Origin of the sequence: Dongia sp., assembly GCF_041905885.1 — a bacterium.
In the GTDB taxonomy this organism is placed as follows: Bacteria; Pseudomonadota; Alphaproteobacteria; order Dongiales; family Dongiaceae; genus Dongia.
Genome location: NZ_JAYRKD010000034.1, coordinates 1 through 17241, shown reverse-complemented (window position 1 = coordinate 17241; position 17241 = coordinate 1). Strand labels below are relative to the sequence as shown.

At 66.8% G+C, this 17241-nt stretch carries 24 protein-coding genes; 12 read left to right on the top strand and 12 right to left on the bottom strand.

All coding sequences use genetic code 11. The annotated features are described in order from the left end of the window. The first annotated feature begins 110 nt into the window (after positions 1 to 110). Together ACH2CY_RS24650 and ACH2CY_RS24645 are read left to right on the top strand one after the other, a co-directional pair. Positions 111 to 428, top strand: coding sequence for an ArsR/SmtB family transcription factor (locus ACH2CY_RS24650; protein WP_395022452.1), 318 nt, complete (start codon positions 111 to 113; stop codon positions 426 to 428). Further along, complete coding sequence (locus ACH2CY_RS24645) at positions 425 to 898, top strand: SRPBCC family protein (RefSeq protein WP_395022451.1); 474 nt, start codon at positions 425 to 427, stop codon at positions 896 to 898. Before ACH2CY_RS24650 ends, ACH2CY_RS24645 begins: the two co-directional genes overlap by 4 nt. Positions 899 to 925: 27 nt before the next feature. On the opposite strand, the gene ACH2CY_RS24640 is transcribed toward ACH2CY_RS24645, so the two are convergent. The 5 genes from ACH2CY_RS24640 to ACH2CY_RS24620 form a co-directional block, all read right to left on the bottom strand. Then, positions 926 to 1537, bottom strand: a complete 612-nt coding sequence (locus ACH2CY_RS24640) for a hypothetical protein (RefSeq protein WP_395022450.1) — start codon at positions 1535 to 1537, stop codon at positions 926 to 928. Positions 1538 to 1602: 65 nt separating this feature from the next. Then, positions 1603 to 1815 carry a hypothetical protein gene (locus ACH2CY_RS24635; protein ID WP_395022449.1) on the bottom strand — a complete coding sequence of 71 codons (213 nt, stop codon included), beginning with the start codon at positions 1813 to 1815 and terminating at the stop codon, positions 1603 to 1605. A gap of 117 nt (positions 1816 to 1932) precedes the next feature. Next, positions 1933 to 3390, bottom strand: coding sequence for an aromatic amino acid lyase (locus tag ACH2CY_RS24630; protein ID WP_395022448.1), 1458 nt, complete (start codon positions 3388 to 3390; stop codon positions 1933 to 1935). Positions 3391 to 3527: 137 nt separating this feature from the next. Beyond that, a complete protein-coding gene (locus ACH2CY_RS24625; RefSeq protein ID WP_395022446.1) occupies positions 3528 to 3686 on the bottom strand; it encodes a hypothetical protein in 159 nt (52 codons plus the stop codon). Between the two features lie 102 nt (positions 3687 to 3788). Next, complete coding sequence (locus ACH2CY_RS24620; protein WP_395022445.1) at positions 3789 to 5369, bottom strand: UDP-N-acetylmuramoyl-L-alanyl-D-glutamate--2,6-diaminopimelate ligase; 1581 nt, start codon at positions 5367 to 5369, stop codon at positions 3789 to 3791. A 62-nt stretch (positions 5370 to 5431) separates the two neighbouring features. On the opposite strand from ACH2CY_RS24620, the gene ACH2CY_RS24615 reads away from it, so the two are divergent. Together ACH2CY_RS24615 and ACH2CY_RS24610 are read left to right on the top strand one after the other, a co-directional pair. After that, complete coding sequence (locus ACH2CY_RS24615; RefSeq protein ID WP_395022444.1) at positions 5432 to 5596, top strand: hypothetical protein; 165 nt, start codon at positions 5432 to 5434, stop codon at positions 5594 to 5596. A gap of 105 nt (positions 5597 to 5701) precedes the next feature. Continuing rightward, a complete protein-coding gene (locus tag ACH2CY_RS24610) occupies positions 5702 to 6160 on the top strand; it encodes a hypothetical protein (RefSeq protein ID WP_395022441.1) in 459 nt (152 codons plus the stop codon). A 19-nt stretch (positions 6161 to 6179) separates the two neighbouring features. Here ACH2CY_RS24610 and ACH2CY_RS24605 read toward each other — a convergent pair whose 3' ends face one another. Further along, a complete protein-coding gene (locus ACH2CY_RS24605; RefSeq protein ID WP_395022439.1) occupies positions 6180 to 7253 on the bottom strand; it encodes a hypothetical protein in 1074 nt (357 codons plus the stop codon). An 82-nt stretch (positions 7254 to 7335) separates the two neighbouring features. On the opposite strand from ACH2CY_RS24605, the gene ACH2CY_RS24600 reads away from it, so the two are divergent. Beyond that, the gene (locus tag ACH2CY_RS24600; RefSeq protein WP_395022438.1) at positions 7336 to 8304 is read left to right on the top strand and encodes an isopenicillin N synthase family dioxygenase; all 969 of its coding nucleotides are present in this window, start codon (positions 7336 to 7338) and stop codon (positions 8302 to 8304) included. A 3-nt stretch (positions 8305 to 8307) separates the two neighbouring features. Here the strand turns inward: ACH2CY_RS24600 and ACH2CY_RS24595 are convergent, their stop codons facing one another. After that, a complete protein-coding gene (locus tag ACH2CY_RS24595) occupies positions 8308 to 8751 on the bottom strand; it encodes a DUF1330 domain-containing protein (RefSeq protein WP_395022436.1) in 444 nt (147 codons plus the stop codon). Between the two features lie 163 nt (positions 8752 to 8914). Between ACH2CY_RS24595 and ACH2CY_RS24590 the strand changes: the two genes are divergently transcribed. Continuing rightward, positions 8915 to 9553, top strand: a complete 639-nt coding sequence (locus ACH2CY_RS24590) for a hypothetical protein (RefSeq protein ID WP_395022434.1) — start codon at positions 8915 to 8917, stop codon at positions 9551 to 9553. Here ACH2CY_RS24590 and ACH2CY_RS24585 read toward each other — a convergent pair. Then, positions 9550 to 10752, bottom strand: a complete 1203-nt coding sequence (locus ACH2CY_RS24585) for a DUF2336 domain-containing protein (RefSeq protein ID WP_395022433.1) — start codon at positions 10750 to 10752, stop codon at positions 9550 to 9552. The two genes, ACH2CY_RS24590 and ACH2CY_RS24585, sit on opposite strands and share 4 nt — an antisense overlap. Before the next feature lie 215 nt (positions 10753 to 10967). Here ACH2CY_RS24585 and ACH2CY_RS24580 point away from each other — a divergent pair, with 215 nt between their 5' ends. From ACH2CY_RS24580 to ACH2CY_RS24570, 3 genes are all read left to right on the top strand, one after another. Beyond that, a complete protein-coding gene (locus tag ACH2CY_RS24580) occupies positions 10968 to 11267 on the top strand; it encodes a hypothetical protein (RefSeq protein WP_395022432.1) in 300 nt (99 codons plus the stop codon). Positions 11268 to 11502: 235 nt separating this feature from the next. Next, positions 11503 to 11715 carry a cold-shock protein gene (locus ACH2CY_RS24575; RefSeq protein WP_395022431.1) on the top strand — a complete coding sequence of 71 codons (213 nt, stop codon included), beginning with the start codon at positions 11503 to 11505 and terminating at the stop codon, positions 11713 to 11715. A 281-nt stretch (positions 11716 to 11996) separates the two neighbouring features. Beyond that, complete coding sequence (locus ACH2CY_RS24570; RefSeq protein WP_395022430.1) at positions 11997 to 12305, top strand: hypothetical protein; 309 nt, start codon at positions 11997 to 11999, stop codon at positions 12303 to 12305. A gap of 15 nt (positions 12306 to 12320) precedes the next feature. On the opposite strand, the gene ACH2CY_RS24565 is transcribed toward ACH2CY_RS24570, so the two are convergent. Then, positions 12321 to 12857, bottom strand: coding sequence for a PAS domain-containing protein (locus tag ACH2CY_RS24565; protein ID WP_395022428.1), 537 nt, complete (start codon positions 12855 to 12857; stop codon positions 12321 to 12323). Positions 12858 to 12964: 107 nt separating this feature from the next. Further along, positions 12965 to 13807, bottom strand: a complete 843-nt coding sequence (locus tag ACH2CY_RS24560) for a substrate-binding periplasmic protein (protein ID WP_395022427.1) — start codon at positions 13805 to 13807, stop codon at positions 12965 to 12967. 110 nt (positions 13808 to 13917) lie between these two features. Here ACH2CY_RS24560 and ACH2CY_RS24555 point away from each other — a divergent pair, with 110 nt between their 5' ends. Together ACH2CY_RS24555 and ACH2CY_RS24550 are read left to right on the top strand one after the other, a co-directional pair. Continuing rightward, complete coding sequence (locus ACH2CY_RS24555; protein WP_395022426.1) at positions 13918 to 14451, top strand: hypothetical protein; 534 nt, start codon at positions 13918 to 13920, stop codon at positions 14449 to 14451. A gap of 2 nt (positions 14452 to 14453) precedes the next feature. Then, positions 14454 to 14651, top strand: a complete 198-nt coding sequence (locus ACH2CY_RS24550; protein WP_395022425.1) for a hypothetical protein — start codon at positions 14454 to 14456, stop codon at positions 14649 to 14651. Here ACH2CY_RS24550 and ACH2CY_RS24545 read toward each other — a convergent pair. Next, on the bottom strand, positions 14648 to 15934 hold the full coding sequence (locus ACH2CY_RS24545; RefSeq protein ID WP_395022424.1) for a flavin-containing monooxygenase: 1287 nt from the start codon (positions 15932 to 15934) through the stop codon (positions 14648 to 14650). The genes ACH2CY_RS24550 and ACH2CY_RS24545 overlap by 4 nt on opposite strands. Positions 15935 to 16156: 222 nt before the next feature. Between ACH2CY_RS24545 and ACH2CY_RS24540 the strand changes: the two genes are divergently transcribed. Continuing rightward, complete coding sequence (locus tag ACH2CY_RS24540; RefSeq protein WP_395022423.1) at positions 16157 to 16537, top strand: hypothetical protein; 381 nt, start codon at positions 16157 to 16159, stop codon at positions 16535 to 16537. A 7-nt stretch (positions 16538 to 16544) separates the two neighbouring features. Here ACH2CY_RS24540 and ACH2CY_RS24535 read toward each other — a convergent pair whose 3' ends face one another. Beyond that, complete coding sequence (locus ACH2CY_RS24535) at positions 16545 to 16856, bottom strand: hypothetical protein (protein WP_395022422.1); 312 nt, start codon at positions 16854 to 16856, stop codon at positions 16545 to 16547. Between the last annotated feature and the right edge of the window lie 385 nt (positions 16857 to 17241).

Sequence of the window (17241 nt, the reverse complement as noted above, 5' to 3'; positions counted from 1 at the left end):
GATCTTGAGAACTATTTGGCAACAGAAGCACCGCCACGTCCAGCGGGCTTCTCATGACAACCCCGTTTTCGGGGTTGATTTTCACCGTAAGCTATAGCTTACTGTTAGCCATGACTTACGGAACTGCCCTGGCCGCGCTCGCCGACCCAACCCGCCGAACGGTGTTCGAGCGTCTGGGTTCCGGCCCGAAGCCGGTTGCCGATCTCGCGCGCGGCCTCACGGTCAGCCGACCGGCGGTGTCGCAGCATCTGAAGGTGCTGAAGGAAGCCGGACTGGTGAGCGACCGGACGGAAGGCACCCGGCGCATCTACAGCATCGACCCGAAGGGGCTTGGCGCGTTGCGCGCCTGGCTGGACCGGTTCTGGGACGAGGCCTTGGAGAATTTCCGGATCGCAGCGGAGGCCAGGAAACCGGGGGACGCGCCATGAACGACGGCCGCGTGATCACGATCGCACCGGTGCGCAAAAGCATTCTGGTGCGCGCATCGCAGGCGCGCGCCTTCGAGGTCTTCACCGCAGGGCTCGATCGCTGGTGGCCGAAATCGCATTACGTCGGGCCGACCCAGGTCACCAAGGATATCCTCGAACCCCGCGTCGGCGGTCGCTGGTACGAGATCGGCGAGGACGGCGCCGAGACCACCGTCGGCCATGTCCTGGTCTGGGAGCCGCCGCGCCGCCTCGTCTTCAGCTGGGAGATCAACGGCGACTGGAAATCGGATCCTTCGGCCGGCAGTGAGGTCGAAGTGCGCTTCATCGCCGAAAGCGACGAGAGCACGCGCGTCGAGCTCGAGCATCGGCTGTTCGAGCGCATGGGCGTCGAGGGCACCAAGATGCGCAACGCCGTGGACAACGGCTGGCCCGGCATCATCGAGCTCTTCAGGCAGGTGGCCGAACAGTAACGCGGCCGGCGCAGCATTTCGCCGCGGTCAGCGCCGGCGGCTCATGCGGCGCTGCGCCGGGGAACTGGCGAGGTAGGCCTCGCGTTGCTCGTAGAACTCCAGCGTGAGCACGAGCTGCCGGCGCATTTCGACAAGATTGACGAACATGTGTCCAAGCAGTTCTTCGGCTTGCTCATTGGCCCTGCAGCGCCCTCGTCCCTCCGTGATGCGGGCCTTCAGGGCGTGGTAGCGCCGCTCGGCGGCCGAGATGCGACTGCGGGCGTCGGCAATCTGTTTGCGGAGCCGGCCACTCACGAGACTGTGTCTGAGATCGACCAGTTGGCCCGCGGCATCGATCCTGCTATTCGCAGCGGCCGCGCGGCGACCATCCGCGGTCAGCGCGAGGACGATGCAGGATCTCTGCGGGTCAGTAGAAACCGTTTCGACCAGGCCCTCCGCCCACATCGCGGTGAGCAGGCCGACTGACGGCGGCCTCGGCACCTCGATCTCAAGCGGTTCCAGGTCGCTGGAGCCGAAGCGCACGCCGTGGCGGACGTCGTGCACGATCACACGACCATGCCTGGCCATGAAGATCAGCACGCGATTGATTTCCACGACCGCGCCGTCGCGCTCCATAAGACCCATCTGCTCACTGCCCATGCACCAATCTCCGGCAATTGAGCCAGGATCGGGCGGTGACGGCAAGCGCCCGGCAGTGGGCGAAGCTAGGCGCTGCGGCCGGCGTGGATGACCAGCGACTGCTTGGCCAGGCCCGGGTGTTGCGCCAGCCATTCCGCGGCGCGGGTCTGCGCCTCGATGAAGGCCGACATGGGATTGACGCTGCCGTTGATCAGCATCTCATGGGTGCGGCAATCACCCGGCGCAGACACGCCCGAGGCGGAAGCAAGGCAGGCGACCAGAACTGCGGTGTACAGCACGCGAGTACCCCTTCTTTCTGTTGCAGCCGCGCCCTGACGGCTCCGACAAAGGTAGCCCGCAGCACGTTAAATATGCGTGTATTTGTGCGCCGCAGCAAGAGCCGTATTCACAAGAGCTTAGATACGCAGAGTCATCCCAAAGACTGAGACGCCAAAATAGGCGCTGAGAGCCTGAAGTTGGGGGCCCAGGACCCGGTCCGCAGTGACCGGCGGGACGCTCTCGCGCACCTTGCCGAGCAGGTTGCGCAACGGATCGGACGAAGGCTTGCGGTGGGTCAGATGCAACGCCTGCGAGGCAACGACCGCGAGCACGGCCAGCGCGCGGTCGAGCGTTTCCCCCGCCTTCTCCGCCTTCGGCCAGGCCAGGAAGACCGGCGAGGCGACATCGTCCTGGCCGAAGACCGAGGCATCGACCGCCGGGATGAAGCTGCGCTGCGCCAGCGCGCGCGCCTCCTCGACGAAACCGGCGATCGCCATCGGCAGATAGCCGAGGGCGCCATGGCCGTCGCTCTCTGAAGGGTCGCGGCCGTCGAGCAGGAAATCCGGGAAGCCGGAGACGCGTCCATTCAGCAAGCCGGCGACGAGCCGCTCGCAGAGCAGGCAGAGGTCGGCCCAGACGCCGGCGATGTTGTCCATCGCCGGCGCCGCCAGCGCATTGTGGAAACCCCCGGTACTGATGCAGCGGCCGAGCGGATGGTCGTCGTCCGGCTCGAGATAGGTCGGGTTATGCGTGACCGAGGACAAGGCGGTCTTGGCGATCGCCTCGGCCTGCCCGACCGCCCAATGCGCCTGGGCCAGCACCGCGGGAATGATGCGATAGCTGACCGGCGCCTGATGGCTGCGCTGCTCGCCCGTGGGTACGCCGAGCAGCGCATCGAGCGCATCGAAGGCCAGCCGATGATAGGGCCCGCCCCAGAGCTCGCCGAGCGCCGGGTCATAATGCTCGCGTGGCGCGCCGAAGGCGAAGATCGCCAGCGCCAGCACCTGCTGCACCAGGTCGAGCCGGCGCCGCGCGGCCAGCGCCACATCAGCGACCAGGGCCGCGGCGCAAGGCGCGCCGTTGATCAGCGCGCCGCGTTCGCCGGGCTCGAGCGTGAATCGCTCGGACAAGGCGGCGAACAGCGGATAGGTCGCGAGGATCTCCCCCGCCCCGCCCTGCCCGCTGCGGGCGACCGGCGGCAGCGTATCGGTGTTCAGCAACGAGACCAGCGCATCGGCCAGGCGCGGCGTGGCCGCGGCATGGCCGTCGAGGATGTTGGCAAAGCGCGCCAGCACCATGGCCCGCACCACGCGCGGCGGGAAGTGATCGCCGAAAGAGACCGCGGCGGGAAAGGGCTTCAGCTGCGCCAGCCGCGCAATCTGCTTCTCGGTCAGGCGATGGCGGATCATTTCGCCCTGACCCTGATTGACGCCATAGATGCCCTGGCTCGGATCCTTCAGCAGAGCCTCGAAGTCGGCGCGGCGCGCGGCGATACGCGCACGCGCAGCGGCGGAAAGCTCTACCGGCTCGTTGCGCCAGGCGACGTGATGCACGAAGTCGAGGGTCAGGTCTTCACGCGCATTGAGCTGCAGCACGACAATCTCCCCATGGCGGCGATGCCGGGAAGATAACAGCATTCGCAGCGACGACCGCACCAGCCTTGACGGCGTCAGCCCTCAATCCGGTGCGGCGCGTGTGAAGTGAGTTGGGTGATCCGCGGGCAGGTTGCGGGTCAGCCGCCGGCCAGCGGCTCCTTGGTGTTGCCGATGCTCGACGGCCGGCCGCCGGCCACCTTGTCGAGTTCCTTGGCATCCAGCTCGCGCGATTTCTGCGGCGCGCCCGGGCTGGCCTTCTTGCCCTGGGCCTGATCGGGGATGTTCTTCTGCGTCATGCGAGTGACTCCTTGGTCAAAGGGGTGGCCTTGGTCAAAGGTTCTCAGCATTAACAGTTTGTGTGAAATCACACATAAACTGCCCGTTCCCACACATCGATTCTATCGAAGCGGAGGGGAGATGCAACCCGATTCGGCAGACAACCGGGCCACCACCGTGCGGGCGACCACTGCATCCTCGAACGGGTGATCGACGCCGGCGATGGTCTGGGTGGTCTCATGGCCCTTTCCCGCGATGACCAGGGTATCGCCGCGAGAAAGGGCTTCGATCGCCTGGCCGATCGCTTCGCCGCGCCCGGCGATCTCAAGCGCCGCCGGTGCACCGCCGCGGATCTGCGCACGGATGCGCGCGGGGTCCTCGCCGCGCGGATTGTCGTCGGTGATGACGACGGTATCGGCATGCGCGGCCGCGATTTCGCCCATGAGGCCGCGGTTGCCGCCATCGGCCTCGCCGCCGCAACCGAAGAGAACCACCAGCCGGCCGGGGGTGCGCGGGCGCAAAGCCTTCAACACCGCTTCGAGCGCCCCGGGCTTATGCGCGTAGTCCACATAGACGGTGCCGCCCGAAGGCGTGACCGCGATCGGCTCGATGCGTCCGGGCACGCCGGCCAGATGCCCGACTTGTGCCAGGGCCGAGTCGGGATCGCCGCCGGTTGCGATCACCAGGCCGAGTGCGACCAGCAGGTTCTCGGTCTGGAACGCGCCGAGCACGGGGAAGTCCACGCCCGCGCGGCGACCGAACAGGTCGAACTCGAGCCGATGACCATCCTGGGTGGCTTCGTCGCGCAGCAGGCGAATCTCGTCGCCGCCGCGCCCGACCCGGATCAGCCGATGGCCCCGGCGCCGCGCGATGGCGATCATCGTCGCGGCAACATCGCTGTCGGCGTTGACGACCGCCGGCGCTCCCGCCGGCAGCAGTTCGGTGAACAGGCGCTGCTTCGCGGCGAAATAATCCTCCATGGTGCCGTGATAGTTCAGGTGATCGCGCGAGAGATTGGTGAAGGCAGCGGCGCTCAACGGCAGCGCGTCGATGCGATGCTGATGCAGGGCGTGACTGGTCGCCTCGATCACCAGGCGATCGACCCCATCCGCGACCAGGAACGACAGCGCCGGATGCAGGTAATAGGGATGCGGCGTGGTCGCTGCCACTTCCGCCACGCGCCAGTCCGGCGAGATCAAGCCGATGGTGCCGATGCTCGCCGCGCGATGCCCGAGCCCGGTCCAGAGCTGCCGCACGAAATCGGAAGTCGAGGTCTTGCCGCAGGTGCCGGTGATCGCGACGACGGTCTTCGGCATCCTGCCCGCCAGCGCCGCTGAAAGGAAGGCGACGGCGCGGCGCGGATTGGTGGTCGTGAGCCGGGCGACGCCTTCAGGCAGCGCCACGTCCTGTTCTTCCGGCAGCAGCACCGCGACCGCGCCGGCCTGCAAGGCCTGCGGGATGCGCGCGATTCCGGATTCCCAGGCGCCGGGAATGGCGGCGTAGAGCATGCCCGGGCGAATGCCGGATGCCTCGGCATTGATTGCGGTGATTTCGGCGTCGAGCGGACTCGCGGCGGTGACGCGTTCCGCGCCCGCAAGACGGTTGCTCGCTGCGATGAGATCGCTCAGCTTCACGCGGAAACTGTAGCCATTCCGGCCATGCTCGGCAATTTCCGGCGCGAGGCCGATGGTGACCAAGCTCACTCGCGGTATCGAGACGCCTTGGACATCTTCTCCTCACCAACCTCGAACCCGGAGAAGACAAATTGGCGAAGACCCCATCCAAGAAATCCACGCGCCCCGCTGACGAACTCGTGAAGCCGGTCAGCCGGCAGCTCGAGCAGAACGAGCTGGAGCAGGTGTCGGGCGGCAAGGTCACGATGAGCGACTTCAGCTTCACCAAGAAGATGGACAAGGCCTCGCCGCAGTAAACGCAGCGCGCCATGGCAACGAGCGCAATCGGGCGTGAACCTTCCTATGCCGGCAGGGTTGTCGGATCAGCGGAATAGTCCGCGTCACGACGCGAGGAGAGGCCGATGAAGATCACCTTGATTGTGCTCGGCGCCGGTGCCGGGTGTTTGCTGATGGCAAGCTCGGCGATGGCCGGGAACTGCACGACCCAGATCGATGCGCTGAGCAGGCAGCTGGCATCGACCGATGCCGGCATGGGGCCGACCGGCAACAGCGGCAGCGGCACAATGCAACAGAGCACAGCCAATCCAGCGAGTCCCAGCGGCCAGCCGCAAACCACGCCGGCCACCGGTGCGATGAACGAGGCGAGCAAGAACAAGGCCACTTCGCCGCAGGACGTCCAGAACCAGAATACCGGCCAGGGCACGCTGGCCGACCAGGCCAACAACACTGCGACCACGACCGGCAACCGTAGTCCGGCGGCGGCTTCGCTGGAGCGGGCGAAGATGCTCGACCAGGCCGGCGACGAATCCGCCTGCATGGACGAAGTCACCAAGGCGCAGAAGGCGCTGACTCAGCCCTGAAAGACCACGGCCTGAAGGACTACGGCCTGACCGCCGCGACCAGCTTCTCGGCGAGGCTTTGCGCGTTGGGCGGTCGCAGCCGCTCGACTCGTTCGCCGAGCAGCGTCTCGAAGGCCGCGATGCCGCGCGGAGCGTAGATAACGGTGCCGTCCTTGTCCAAGGCGGCGATGCCGTCATAGGCGAGCGCGGTGGCGTTGATGCCGAGCGCATGTTCGAGATCCCAGGCCGCGGGCAGATCGACCTCTGCGCCGCGGCGGTTGATCTTCACCGGATAGCCGCCAAGCAATCCGTTCGGCGCCGGCACATGCAGATCGTGCAGGCGATCGTCGCCGAGCGCCGCCAGCAGATCCAGCGTCGCCGATGCCGCGATACGCGCGTGATCCGGCTCGGCCAACGGCGGCACTTTCGCCTTGAGCTTGTCTTTCACCGCGAGCGTGATGTCCTCGCCGTGCCAAGTCACCTTCAGCAGGAAAGGCGGCAATTCCTTCACATTGCCCTCGCCCGCGAGGCAATCGGCGAGCGAAGCGCCGGCCACCAGCCGCACGCCGATTTCCTGCACCGGCGCCTTGGCTTGTTGCGCGGCGAGGAAGCGGATGCGCGGGATGCAGGTCGCGATGCCGCCGCTGCCCGCGGTGGGCCCGGCGCCGGTCAGATGCAGGATCGCGTTGACCAGATCCGGCGCGCTGGCCGCGACCCAGGGCGCGCTGAGGCCGGACTTGGTCCAGCAGTCGCGCAGCCGCAGCATCGGCGCCAGGTGGCAGGCCAGCCAGACGCCCGCAGGCATTGCCCGGAGCTTGGGATCGGCGGCGCGGATGCGGCGGTGCGAGAGCAAGCTGGGCGCCGCGAAGGCGACATCCGGCGCGATCTTCTTCAGCGTCTCGGGCGCCGTCGCGGTGTTGAAGTCGAAGGGCACGAACTCGATCCGCGGGAACTCGCCCTCGAGCGCGGCGCCGACCCGGGCCGCCAGGACCTTGGCCCGCCCCTGCTCGGCATCGCGGGCGGCGACGACGATATGGGCGAAGCGCCCGTCGCGGGCGACCGCATCCAGGACCGCCCCGGTCAGCGCGCCCAGACCGATCAAGAGAAGCTTCATGGCCGACCCCGAAAACCCCGGAGAGGCCTACCCTGTCTGACCGGGCTCGGCAAGGGTCGGCGCCTGGATTAGGATCGGCGGCATGATCCCTTCGATTGACGTCAGCGCCCTGTTCCTAGGCCCTGCCCTGGCGCGCGATCCGGTCGATGCCGCGCTCGCTGCCGCGGCCCGCGAGACCGGCTTCATGACCGTGACCAGCCTGCCCGGCAACGCGCTCGCCGCGGATCTTCGCAAGCAGCTGCTGGCGATCTTTGCGCTCAGTAATGCGCAGAAGCGCGCGCTGTGCCGGCGCAGCTTCGCGCCGGAGAATCCCAACGTCTATCGCGGCTGGTTTCCGCTGCAGGACGGCCATCCCACCTATAAGGAAGGAATCGATATCGGCCCCGACCTGGTGCGCCCGCTGCCGCACGATCCCGCGGATCCCTTGACCGAGCCGACGCCGCTGCCGGACCTGCCGGAATGGCGCGCGGCGGCAGCCACGTACTACCGGGCGATGGAATCCACCGGCGCCAAGCTGATGCAGGCGCTGGCGCGCGGCCTCGGCCTGCCGGAAACGGTCTTCGATGCGGCCTTCCGCAACGGCATCTCGACCCTGCGGCTGATCCGCTACCCGGTGCGGCCGATGGCTGCGCTGGACCCGGCGCACCGGGTCGGCAGCGGCTACATGCTCGGCGCGCCGCATGTGGATTCCGGCTTGGTGACCTTGCTGGCGCAGGACGGCGTCGCCGGACTCGAGGTCGAGGACCGCGCCGGAAACTGGATCGGCGTCACGCCGACCGAAGGCACGCTGGTGGTCAACTTCGGCAAGCTGCTGGAGCGCTGGACCGGCGGCAAGCTGCGCGCGACCCGGCATCGCGTGGTCGGCTCAGGGGCGGAGCGCTTCTCGATCCCGTTCTTCTACGAACCGGCGGTCGATGCGGTGATCGCGCCGCTCGGCCTCGGCGACGCCTTCGCGCCGGTCGCCTATGGCGATCACCTCTGGGAGGCGACCACCCAGTTCATCGAGCAGCGCGGCATCGCCCATCTCCGCAAGCCACAGGCCGCCCGATAAGGCTCACACCGGCAGTTCCGCCAGCGGCAACAGACGGGAGTCTTCCAGCGCCGCCGTGCGGTGGCCGAGGCCGGCCAGATAGCCGGCGTGTTGGGCGAAGGCCATGAAGGACTGGACGCTGGCCTGGCGCACCAGCATGGCGCGGTCCCAGCGCTCCTCCGGCGGGCCGATCAGCAGCTCTCCCCCGCTGCCGAGGAACAACAGGTCTCCACCGCTTTCCTTCAGGTAAGGCAGGGTATGCGCGACATAGCGGTCAAAGGCCGCCTCGCCGCTGATCGGCACGGCCGGCGCCAGTTCCGGATGGGCCGAATAGTCGGCTATCGCGCGGAAGCGGATCAGGTTCAGCATCACCACCGGCCCGCCGGCTCCCCGCTGCCAGAAGGCGCGGCCGGCTTCCTGCGTCGGCTCGAGGTAGGTCGTTAACGGGGTTTGGGGGCCGCTGTTCACCACGTTCTTCCTTGTCTCATATGTCGAACCGGCGCAATGAGTCCGGCAGGGCGCGACAATCTGCGTTAATTTTAGGGGGATTGGCAGCGTTGGAAAACCGGCCGACGATCGTTATCTAGGGGACTTAGATCGGCGCAAGGGCGCGAAGATTCTGTCGATACGAATGCCAGACCAGAAGGAAGTGCAGCGGTTGCTCGGCTTTGCGCGAGAGCACGCACGGGCCGCTTTGGCCAAGCCCGAAGTCCAGCGCGAGTCCTATCTGGCCTTCTGCAAGCTGAACTTCATGCGTTATGCCCGCGGTATCTCGAAGAGCGCCGCGGAGGCCGAGCGTTTCGCCGCGGCGCTGGATCAGGCCACCCGGGACATCATGGCCGAGATGCAGGACCCGGCCGCGGCGCAGCACCCGGAGCGCGTGTCCCCCTGGTACCCCTTGCGCGACGATGCGGTCGAAGGTGCGCTGGATTCCGTCACCGTCTATGAGGCGGCGCTCGAACCCCAGCCACCCAAGCCCGAAGAACTGCCCCCGCAAGACCCGAGAAGCGCGCTGCTCATCGCCGAGGAGCGCTACCGCGTCGACCACGAGCGGCTCCATATCCCGATCGAGGTCCCGGTCCAGCATCAGGAAGCGGTCGCGGCGGAGGAAGAAGACCGACACGCGGCGAAGTTCGGGTTCGGCGGCCTGGAACGGCCGCAGCCGTTGCAGTCCGCCCCGGTGCCCGAGGCCGACCCGGAATTGAAGCGCAAGGTGCGCGACATGCTCAAGGCACGCGCAGCGGCGGCAAAGACGGACGAAGAGTCCTAGGCGCCGTTTCCGAGGTAGAGCCCGAGTTGCCACTCCATGTCGGCGTGGGCGATCGGATAGCCGCCGCTCATGGTGGGGGCGAGCGCTGTTTGCGGCGAGATGCCGCCGACGCTGGTCTGCAGCGACTGGGCCTGTGCGGCGGTGAGGCCCGCCTTCCAGGCCAGCGCCAGCAGCGCCTTCGGGTTCTTCGAGGTGAGGATCCGCATGGTGACGTCGGTCGGGATGCCGGCGCGCAGCGAGATCGCCGCACCCACCGGGCCGACCTTGCCGCCCTTCATCACCGTGGTCAGGAACTTGTCGGCGGCCGGCTTCACCACGGGCGCTTCTTCCTCGCGTTTCTTGGTGAGCTCGGCCATGCGGCGCGCCACCATGCTCGAGAGCGCCGCCATGGCCGCATCGTCGAGATCGCTGCGCGCTGACAGGGTCTCGGCGATCGCGTCGGATTCGATCGAGGCGACGCGGCGCATGTGGTCCGAGGTCAGGTCCTTGCGCGCGGCGAGCGGGCCATGCCAGTGGTCGTAGTCGGGGGCGACGTCGATGATCTTGTGCATCGTGCCGGCGCCGATCTTCGCGGTCTCGTTGGCGAGCAGGTCGGCAACGGCGGATTCTTCGCCGGGTGTCGCGATGGCGCGGTTGACCAGCAGTTCGGTCACACCCTGGCCGACGTTGCGCCGCTTGGCGATCGCGTTGAGCACGCCCTTGATCGGGCCGCTGTTCATGATGTCGACGAGATCGTGATCGCCGAGCATCGGCGAGTTCTGCAGGATCGGCGCCGCGACCTTGACCTCGATGTCGCGGGCCAGCGCCTGCACCACATGCGGCGGCGCGTCGATCGACTGCTTCAGGGCGCGCGCAATCGCCTCGCGGACCCGGCCGGAGTTGTCGATGGCGAGCGCCTCGATGGTCTCGATGGTGAGGGCTTGCTTCTTGGCACTGAGCGCCGGCAGATCGAGCGGACGTAATTCGCCGAGCTTCTCGCCCACCCGCGTGCGCACGGCATCGTCGGAATCGCGGGCCAGCTCAATATCGGCTTCGCGCGGGGCATGGTGATTGGCGGCGACCGCCAGCCGCACCCTGGCGTCCTGGTCGCGGCAGAGGAAGAACAGGATCTCGGGCGCCACATCGTCCCGAGCGGCCAGGGCGCGGCGCGCGTCGACATCGGCGCTGCTCGCCAGCCGTTTTGCTTCCTCGTATTGCATTCCCTCTCCGGCGCAGCCCGACTCCGCGCTTGGGCGGGTCCGCGGGACCGCCCGCCACTATTAACCGTATCGGGCGTTAAAATCGTATTACTAAGCCGTTCCAACCGTCTAGGCCGGACCGCCTAAGGGACTGAGTGCTATCGTCTTTCACCAGCCCCCGACCCGTGCTAGAGACCTGCCTGAAATCCGGCGCTGACATCTCGATTGGAGTGATCTTGAGCGACGACCTCCGACTTTGGACCACCGACGAACAGGGCCAGCGCGTGCTGCGCGGGCTGACCGTCGAGCAGACCGAATGGTACGAAGAATATACCGAGAAGGAGCTGGCGCAGCGGCTCGGCGTCTCCAAGCCCTGGGCCACCCCGGAGGCCTTCGAGGCGGACAAGGCGCGCTGGAAGGAGCTCAACCGCACCCATGAGCTGGCCCGGGCCGAAGTGATCCACAGCGACGACAACAAGCGGATCGCCGAGGAGGAAGCCAAGCCTGGCTACAAGAAGATGAAGCGCCGCTATTAGGCCAGCTTCAACCTGCCGCAGGTTGGGTTTCACCCACCCCTTGCAATCTGCCCGATTCATCTCTATATCACCGGCTGTCGATAGACGGCCGGAATGATTTGGGCCCGCGCTGAAGACCCCTTCCTCGGAAGCTGCTTCACGCCACGCTGATATCTTCTCTCCTGAAAAACGCAAATTCGACGGCCGGCATTCGTGCGGGCAGCATTAGACAATTGTTTGAGAAAGGGTTTCCCATATGGCTTCGGGAACCGTGAAGTGGTTCAACGTCCAAAAGGGCTTCGGCTTCATTACCCCCAATGACGGTGGTAAGGATGCCTTCGTCCACATCAGCGCCGTCGAGCGCGCCGGGCTTGGCAGCCTGCGCGAGGGCCAGAAGGTCAGCTACGAGCTGGTCTCCGACCGCAAGACCGGCAAGATGTCGGCCGACAATCTGCAGGACTTGGACTAACCATCCGAGATTCCGGAAGGGCACAACCGGCAATCTTTCGCTCGCGCCGACCACGGATGTACTGGCGGCAGAGCTGAAGGTTGAAACGGCAGCCTGATCCGGAGGGTGCACGCCGCGCTTCTCCTCTCTCAGGGAAGACAGGCGAGGCGCTGCACCATGGGAGCCCCGCGCGCGGACCCGCCAGGGTCGGTCGCGGGGTTTTTCGTTCGAGACGTCCTCATGGGAGGGCGGCCAGTCTTTAAGGAAGGAATGGCATCATGATGGCCAGAGGAAGACAGAGCATGCGTTATCTGGGCGGCCTGCGCGGCGCGGGCACTTTGCGCTGCAAGGGCCAGGACGTGGCCCCGGCGGATTACGCGCTGGACGGCTACCTGATCCCGCCGGCGGGCGTCGCCGGCAGCGGCGAGATTCGCATGACCCCGGAAGTCCTGAAGAAGGTGTTCGGCCGCCGCGACCTGGAGCTGGTCACCGAGAACGGCCGCGCCCTCGCCTTCCGCTTCTCCGACAAGAAGCTGCATGCCGGCGACGACGCCGCGCATATCGATGTGACCGGCGGCCTCCCCGAGGCGAAGAACTGGCGCGCGGCCTGAGCGCCGCGCCGCCGCCTATTCCTCGTTCTTGCGGCTCTGGGTGCGCAGCAGCACCGAGGACGGCTCGACCCGCGGGTGGTCGCTGTAGTCGTGATAGAACAACAGGATCATGTTGACCTTGTCGTCGTCCTCCGAGAGCGGCAGGAACACCACATCCTCGTTCTCGACCGAGCCGTCCGCGACCTCGAAATCGCCGCGGTAGCAGAACGGGGCCCGGTGCTCGACCGGATACTGGTAGTGCTGGAAGGCGAGCTCGCGGTTCGGGCCGAAATAGCCCTCGCCCACCGAGCGGCCGGTGGGATCGTAGCCGCGTAGCGCGGCTTCCTCGGTGCCGACCAGGCGATAGACGAAGCGGCGCTCGTCCGCCACCACGTCGATCAGGCTGACCCGCGGCAGATAGGGTTTCATCTCCGCGGGATCGATGTCGGCGCGCGCCGGCATCCGGCGGGTCCCCGCCTTCGCGCGCCAATAGGCGACCACCGCCCGCACCTCCGGATGGCACTGGGCGATCAGCGCCTCGATCTCGGCCGCGGTGGGAACCTTTGAAGCCAAGGAGGGACCTTTCCTCGCGCGGGAATCGGCGTCGCGCGAAAGCGACGCAGCAAACTGTACAATCTCAGCGGGAACGGCAAGGGGTTTAGGGAAACCGGCGGCGGTTCCTATGGGCCCTGCCAATACTCGGGCGGGATCGCGCGGGTCGCGTCGGTCAGCAGCGGGTTGGGGATGTCGAAGCGGCGGCGCTGCTCGATATGGGTCTGCTCGAAGATCGCCTTGATGGCCGGATGATTCTTGAAATAGGCCATGAAGCTGCCGTCCTCGTAGGCCTTCTTCAACCCGTTCTCGAGGTCCTCGGCCAGCGCGGCATTCTCCTTGTTGACGAAGAAGAAGCTGGTGAAGGGATAGACGATCAGCAGATCGTTCTCCACCGCCAGGCCCGGATGCTTCATGACCTCGGTCGGCGCTTCATGGGCGCCGCGCAGGAAGCAGTCGAAGCGGCCGCGATCCACCATCTCGAACAGGGAGTCGTAGGGCGCGGTCTCGAGCTTGAAGCCGGCGGCATCCAGCACCTTCACATCCGACCAGCCGGGATCCTGGCCGATGGTGAGCTTGCGCAGGTCGTCGAGACTGCGCACCGCGCTGAACGCGGCCTGCCGATCGGGGTTGATGACACAGATGCGATAGCCGTCGAGGCCGCGCATCACGGGGATGCGGACCGCGCGGAAGCGCTGCTCGTAATCGGCCGAGGTGCCGGTCCAGATGAAATCGATATGGCCGAGCTCGAGCTCGCGGGCGGCGCGGGTCTGCGACATCTCCTCGCTGGTGGGTTTGAGCTGGGTGTCGCGCCCGGATTCCTTCAGCGCCAGTTCGATCAGGCCAAGCGCATAATTCCAGCGCGGGCTGTCGGGACGCTTCGGATAGGTGAGCACGGCGGGATCGGCGGCGGCCCCGGCCGCCAGCGCCAGACCAGACAGGACAAAAGGCAAAGCCAGGCGCAGGCGCATGATTTCCCCCTTTGGAAGGAGTTTACTCCCATGGTCCGCTGCGATGCCAGCGGGAACCAAGCGCGCGGGAAATCGCTGATCCAGGAGGACGACTGGTGGAGCATCCCGCTATGCAACGCAACCGGAGCGGACAACGGATCGGCATTCTGGCGGCGCTGCTGCTGGGCGGCTGCGGCACGGCCGGCGCACTGTTCGGCGGCAGCGCGGCCGACAATGCCGGCAGCCTCGCCAGCAACGCCGGCACCATCGCCGACGCCTACGACTGGATGACCGAGCCCGGCGACAGCTTCTGCCGCAAGCAGGCCGGCGGTGCCGGCGCCGGCACCGACGGCAGCGGACTCATTCCCGTCTACAAGGTGACCAAGGGCGATTGCGCCGAGGGCGACACCGAGCTCAAGGAATACGAATACAACGAGGCCGTCGCCCAGAACGAGGCGAAGACCTGGGAGAAGCTGCACACCGCCGCGGCCGCCGAAGCCGCCAAGCCAACCTACTGCCGCACCGTCATCAAAGGCATCGTCTATCGCGCCTCTTCGAAGACCTGCCAGGACGGCGAGGCGGCGATCAGCGAAGAAGAATACGACGCCGCCAAAGCCGAAGCCGCCGCCGCGGCGACCGAGCTGCCGGGCGCCGGCGGGAGCTGAGCATGCAGGACGATATCTTCGAAGGCTCTGAACATGTCTTACACGGGCTCCTGACCCAGGTCGATTTCTGGAAGAACCTCGACGGCCACGACGCGCAGAAGCAGGACATGGTCACCGCCCTCACCCACGCCGCCGAGACTTTGCGCGCCGCTCTGCAGCGGGCCAAGGCGCGCGAAGCCGAGGCCGGCGGCTCGCCCTAAGCCTCCTTCGCCTGCACGGCTTTCACGTCCATGGGCGCGGGCGGCTGGTAGCCTTCATAGGCGCGCTGGATGCCGATCTGGTCGGCGATGAAACGCGCGTCGTGCCAGACGCCCCAGATGAAGCTCGAGCCGCGACGTGAGAGCCAAGGCAGGCCGACGAAATAAAGGCCGGGCACTTCCGAGATGCCGCGGCTGTGCCTGGGCTTGCCGTCGGCGCCCAGCACGTCGAACTTCAGCCAGGAATAATCGAGCGCGAAGCCGGTCGCCCAGATGATCGTGGTGATGCCCTCTTGGCGCAGGTTGAGGGCGCGGATCGGCGTGGTGACGCAGGCGGGATCGGGCAGGATCGCGCGGGCCGCGGGCTCCGGCGGCAGGTCCATGCCGGTGCGCGCGACATAGGCATCGGCCTCGTCGAGCACCGCGAGATAATCGGCGTCGCCCTTGGCGATGTTGGCGGCGATGTCCGGCGCGAAGGTGAGCACGCCGTCCTGATAGGCCGTCGTCGTGCCGACCAGGGTCATGCCGCGCGAGGCCAGCCGGCGGAAGTCGACGGTGTTGCCACCGTAAGCACCGGAGACCGCGATCGTCACATGCTCGGCGCCGGCGGGCGGCGTGGTGATGTCCCACTTGCCGAGCACGCCCAGCCACCAGCAGTAATCGCGGCCGCGATAGGCGCGTGGCGGCCGGCCATGCGGGCCGACCGAGATGAAGACGCGGCGGCCGGCGCGCAGCAGTTCGTCGGCGATCTGCGTGCCGGAGCTCCCGGCCCCCACCACCAGCACCGCGCCTTCCGGCAGCTCGGCGGGATTGTGGTAGCTGGTCGAATGAATCTGCTTCAGGCCCGGCGTATCGGGCACGATCGGCGGGATGATCGGGATCTGGAACGGGCCGGTGGCGGAGACCACGCGACGCGCTTCGATGACGCCCTTACTGGTTTCGACGCGGAAGCCGGGCTTGCCTTGCAGCGCCGAGACCGAGGTGACTTCGACGCCTTCGCGGATCGGGGCGGCGAACTTCCGGGCATAGGCGACGAAATAGTCGGCGACGGCCTCCTTGCCGGGGAAGCCTTCGGGGTCGCTGTCATGCTCCAGGTTCGGGAAGCGGTCGTGCCAGGCCGGGCCGTTGGCCACCAGCGAATCCCAGCGCCAGGAGCGCCAGCGCTCGGCGATGCGGCCGCGCTCCAGCACCAGGTGCGGCACGCCGGCCTTGCCGAGATGCTCGCTCATGGCGACCCCGGCCTGGCCGGCGCCGATCACGAGGGTGTCGATAATTTCAGTCGCCATCGCAGGGATCCTTCAGGGCGGAGCGGATGATCAGCAGGCTACGGCAATCGCCTGCATAGGAAAAATATGAAATTTCGAAGCGCTGGTTCGGTTTCCTCTAATCAGTAGCAGATTCGGAACTTTTCCGAGCGGACCGGCGTTTCGAACGCTCCGGTGGCTTGGGGTCCCACCGCAGCGGGGATCTCGCGCGCACCAGGACATTGGGGGCATCAGGGGAATGCCATGGCCAGACGCGCACGCAAGAAAACTCCGCCGCCGCCTCAAGAAACGCCCGTCACCGAACCCGCGCTGCCCGACCCGCTGCGGCGCGATGCGGACTACTTGACCGCGATCGCCCGCCGGCATGCGGCGATCGCGCTGGCGGGTCCGGTCGAGACCCAGGCCGCGCGGCTCGAAGCCTGCCGCCTGGTCTGGGTCAACTATGCGGCGGCCTTCAATGCCAGCGTCGCGACCCAGCAGCGTTTCGCCGACGATCTCCAGGCCATCACCCGCACGCTGATGGCCGAGCAGATCGACAGCGGCAGCACCTTGCCGGAGGCCGGCGCCTCGATCCTCACCATCGAGGAGCTGCGGCCGCTGCTGCGGCAGATCATCGGGCAGTAACGCACCCTCACCGGCCGCGCTTCTTCTCCAGCGCCTTCAGGCTCGCCATCAGCGGCAGTTGCAGCTCGTTGGGGTCGTGCTTCTTGCCCTTGGCTTTCGCGGTGCCCTTCGCGGCCTTCGCCGGCGCGCCGACTTCACTCATGCTCGCGCCGAAGGCGGCGCCGGATTGGAGCACCTGGCGCACCGCCTTGATGAAGCGGTTGCGGATCCGCACGTTGGTCTCGTCCCAGCCGGTCTCGTTGCCGCCGGGGCCGAGCTTGTCGGCGCGCAGCGATTCCCAGAGTGCCGCCATGAAGGGATCGGTCGACTTCTTCGGCATGAACTCGCTCAAGGTTGCGACGGGCGATCGGGCGGCGATTTCCGGCCGGGACACCGGGACCTTTACCACCCCGCCGTTTCGAGCCCGGTTTTTGTGCGATAAGTCTTTGAGGATCGGGCGCAATATCCTGGTCGTTCGGATGAAAGCGATTCCGCCTGGCGTAAAGGCCCTGTAAAGGTTCCGCTGCATTGGTTCCGGGTTTTACGAGGAAGCATTATACCGCATTTCATGCGCTTGCGACATCCGGGCTTGCGGTTGGGTGACGTAAGAGATTTTGTGTCAGGGCAAGGAAGGGGTACTCCAGATGTGAACTGCCAAGCACACAAGAGGAGCACCCCCATGCCACAGCAAGCTGCGACGATCACGAGTTTACCACTGGCTTTTG

Excerpts from the sequence above, each read along its gene's own strand:
- ACH2CY_RS24560 (WP_395022427.1), bottom strand. The coding sequence starts at position 13,807 with ATGCGCCTGCGCCTGGCTTTGCCTTTTGTCCTGTCTGGTCTGGCGCTG.
- ACH2CY_RS24550 (WP_395022425.1), top strand. The coding sequence starts at position 14,454 with ATGCAGGACGATATCTTCGAAGGCTCTGAACATGTCTTACACGGGCTC.
- ACH2CY_RS24605 (WP_395022439.1), bottom strand. The coding sequence starts at position 7,253 with ATGAAGCTTCTCTTGATCGGTCTGGGCGCGCTGACCGGGGCGGTCCTG.
- ACH2CY_RS24545 (WP_395022424.1), bottom strand. The coding sequence starts at position 15,934 with ATGGCGACTGAAATTATCGACACCCTCGTGATCGGCGCCGGCCAGGCC.
- ACH2CY_RS24625 (WP_395022446.1), bottom strand. The coding sequence starts at position 3,686 with ATGACGCAGAAGAACATCCCCGATCAGGCCCAGGGCAAGAAGGCCAGC.
- ACH2CY_RS24585 (WP_395022433.1), bottom strand. The coding sequence starts at position 10,752 with ATGCAATACGAGGAAGCAAAACGGCTGGCGAGCAGCGCCGATGTCGAC.
- ACH2CY_RS24555 (WP_395022426.1), top strand. The coding sequence starts at position 13,918 with ATGCAACGCAACCGGAGCGGACAACGGATCGGCATTCTGGCGGCGCTG.
- ACH2CY_RS24540 (WP_395022423.1), top strand. The coding sequence starts at position 16,157 with ATGGCCAGACGCGCACGCAAGAAAACTCCGCCGCCGCCTCAAGAAACG.
- ACH2CY_RS24575 (WP_395022431.1), top strand. The coding sequence starts at position 11,503 with ATGGCTTCGGGAACCGTGAAGTGGTTCAACGTCCAAAAGGGCTTCGGC.
- ACH2CY_RS24650 (WP_395022452.1), top strand. The coding sequence starts at position 111 with ATGACTTACGGAACTGCCCTGGCCGCGCTCGCCGACCCAACCCGCCGA.
- ACH2CY_RS24610 (WP_395022441.1), top strand. The coding sequence starts at position 5,702 with ATGAAGATCACCTTGATTGTGCTCGGCGCCGGTGCCGGGTGTTTGCTG.
- ACH2CY_RS24600 (WP_395022438.1), top strand. The coding sequence starts at position 7,336 with ATGATCCCTTCGATTGACGTCAGCGCCCTGTTCCTAGGCCCTGCCCTG.
- ACH2CY_RS24645 (WP_395022451.1), top strand. The coding sequence starts at position 425 with ATGAACGACGGCCGCGTGATCACGATCGCACCGGTGCGCAAAAGCATT.
- ACH2CY_RS24590 (WP_395022434.1), top strand. The coding sequence starts at position 8,915 with ATGCCAGACCAGAAGGAAGTGCAGCGGTTGCTCGGCTTTGCGCGAGAG.
- ACH2CY_RS24640 (WP_395022450.1), bottom strand. The coding sequence starts at position 1,537 with ATGGGCAGTGAGCAGATGGGTCTTATGGAGCGCGACGGCGCGGTCGTG.
- ACH2CY_RS24535 (WP_395022422.1), bottom strand. The coding sequence starts at position 16,856 with ATGCCGAAGAAGTCGACCGATCCCTTCATGGCGGCACTCTGGGAATCG.
- ACH2CY_RS24570 (WP_395022430.1), top strand. The coding sequence starts at position 11,997 with ATGCGTTATCTGGGCGGCCTGCGCGGCGCGGGCACTTTGCGCTGCAAG.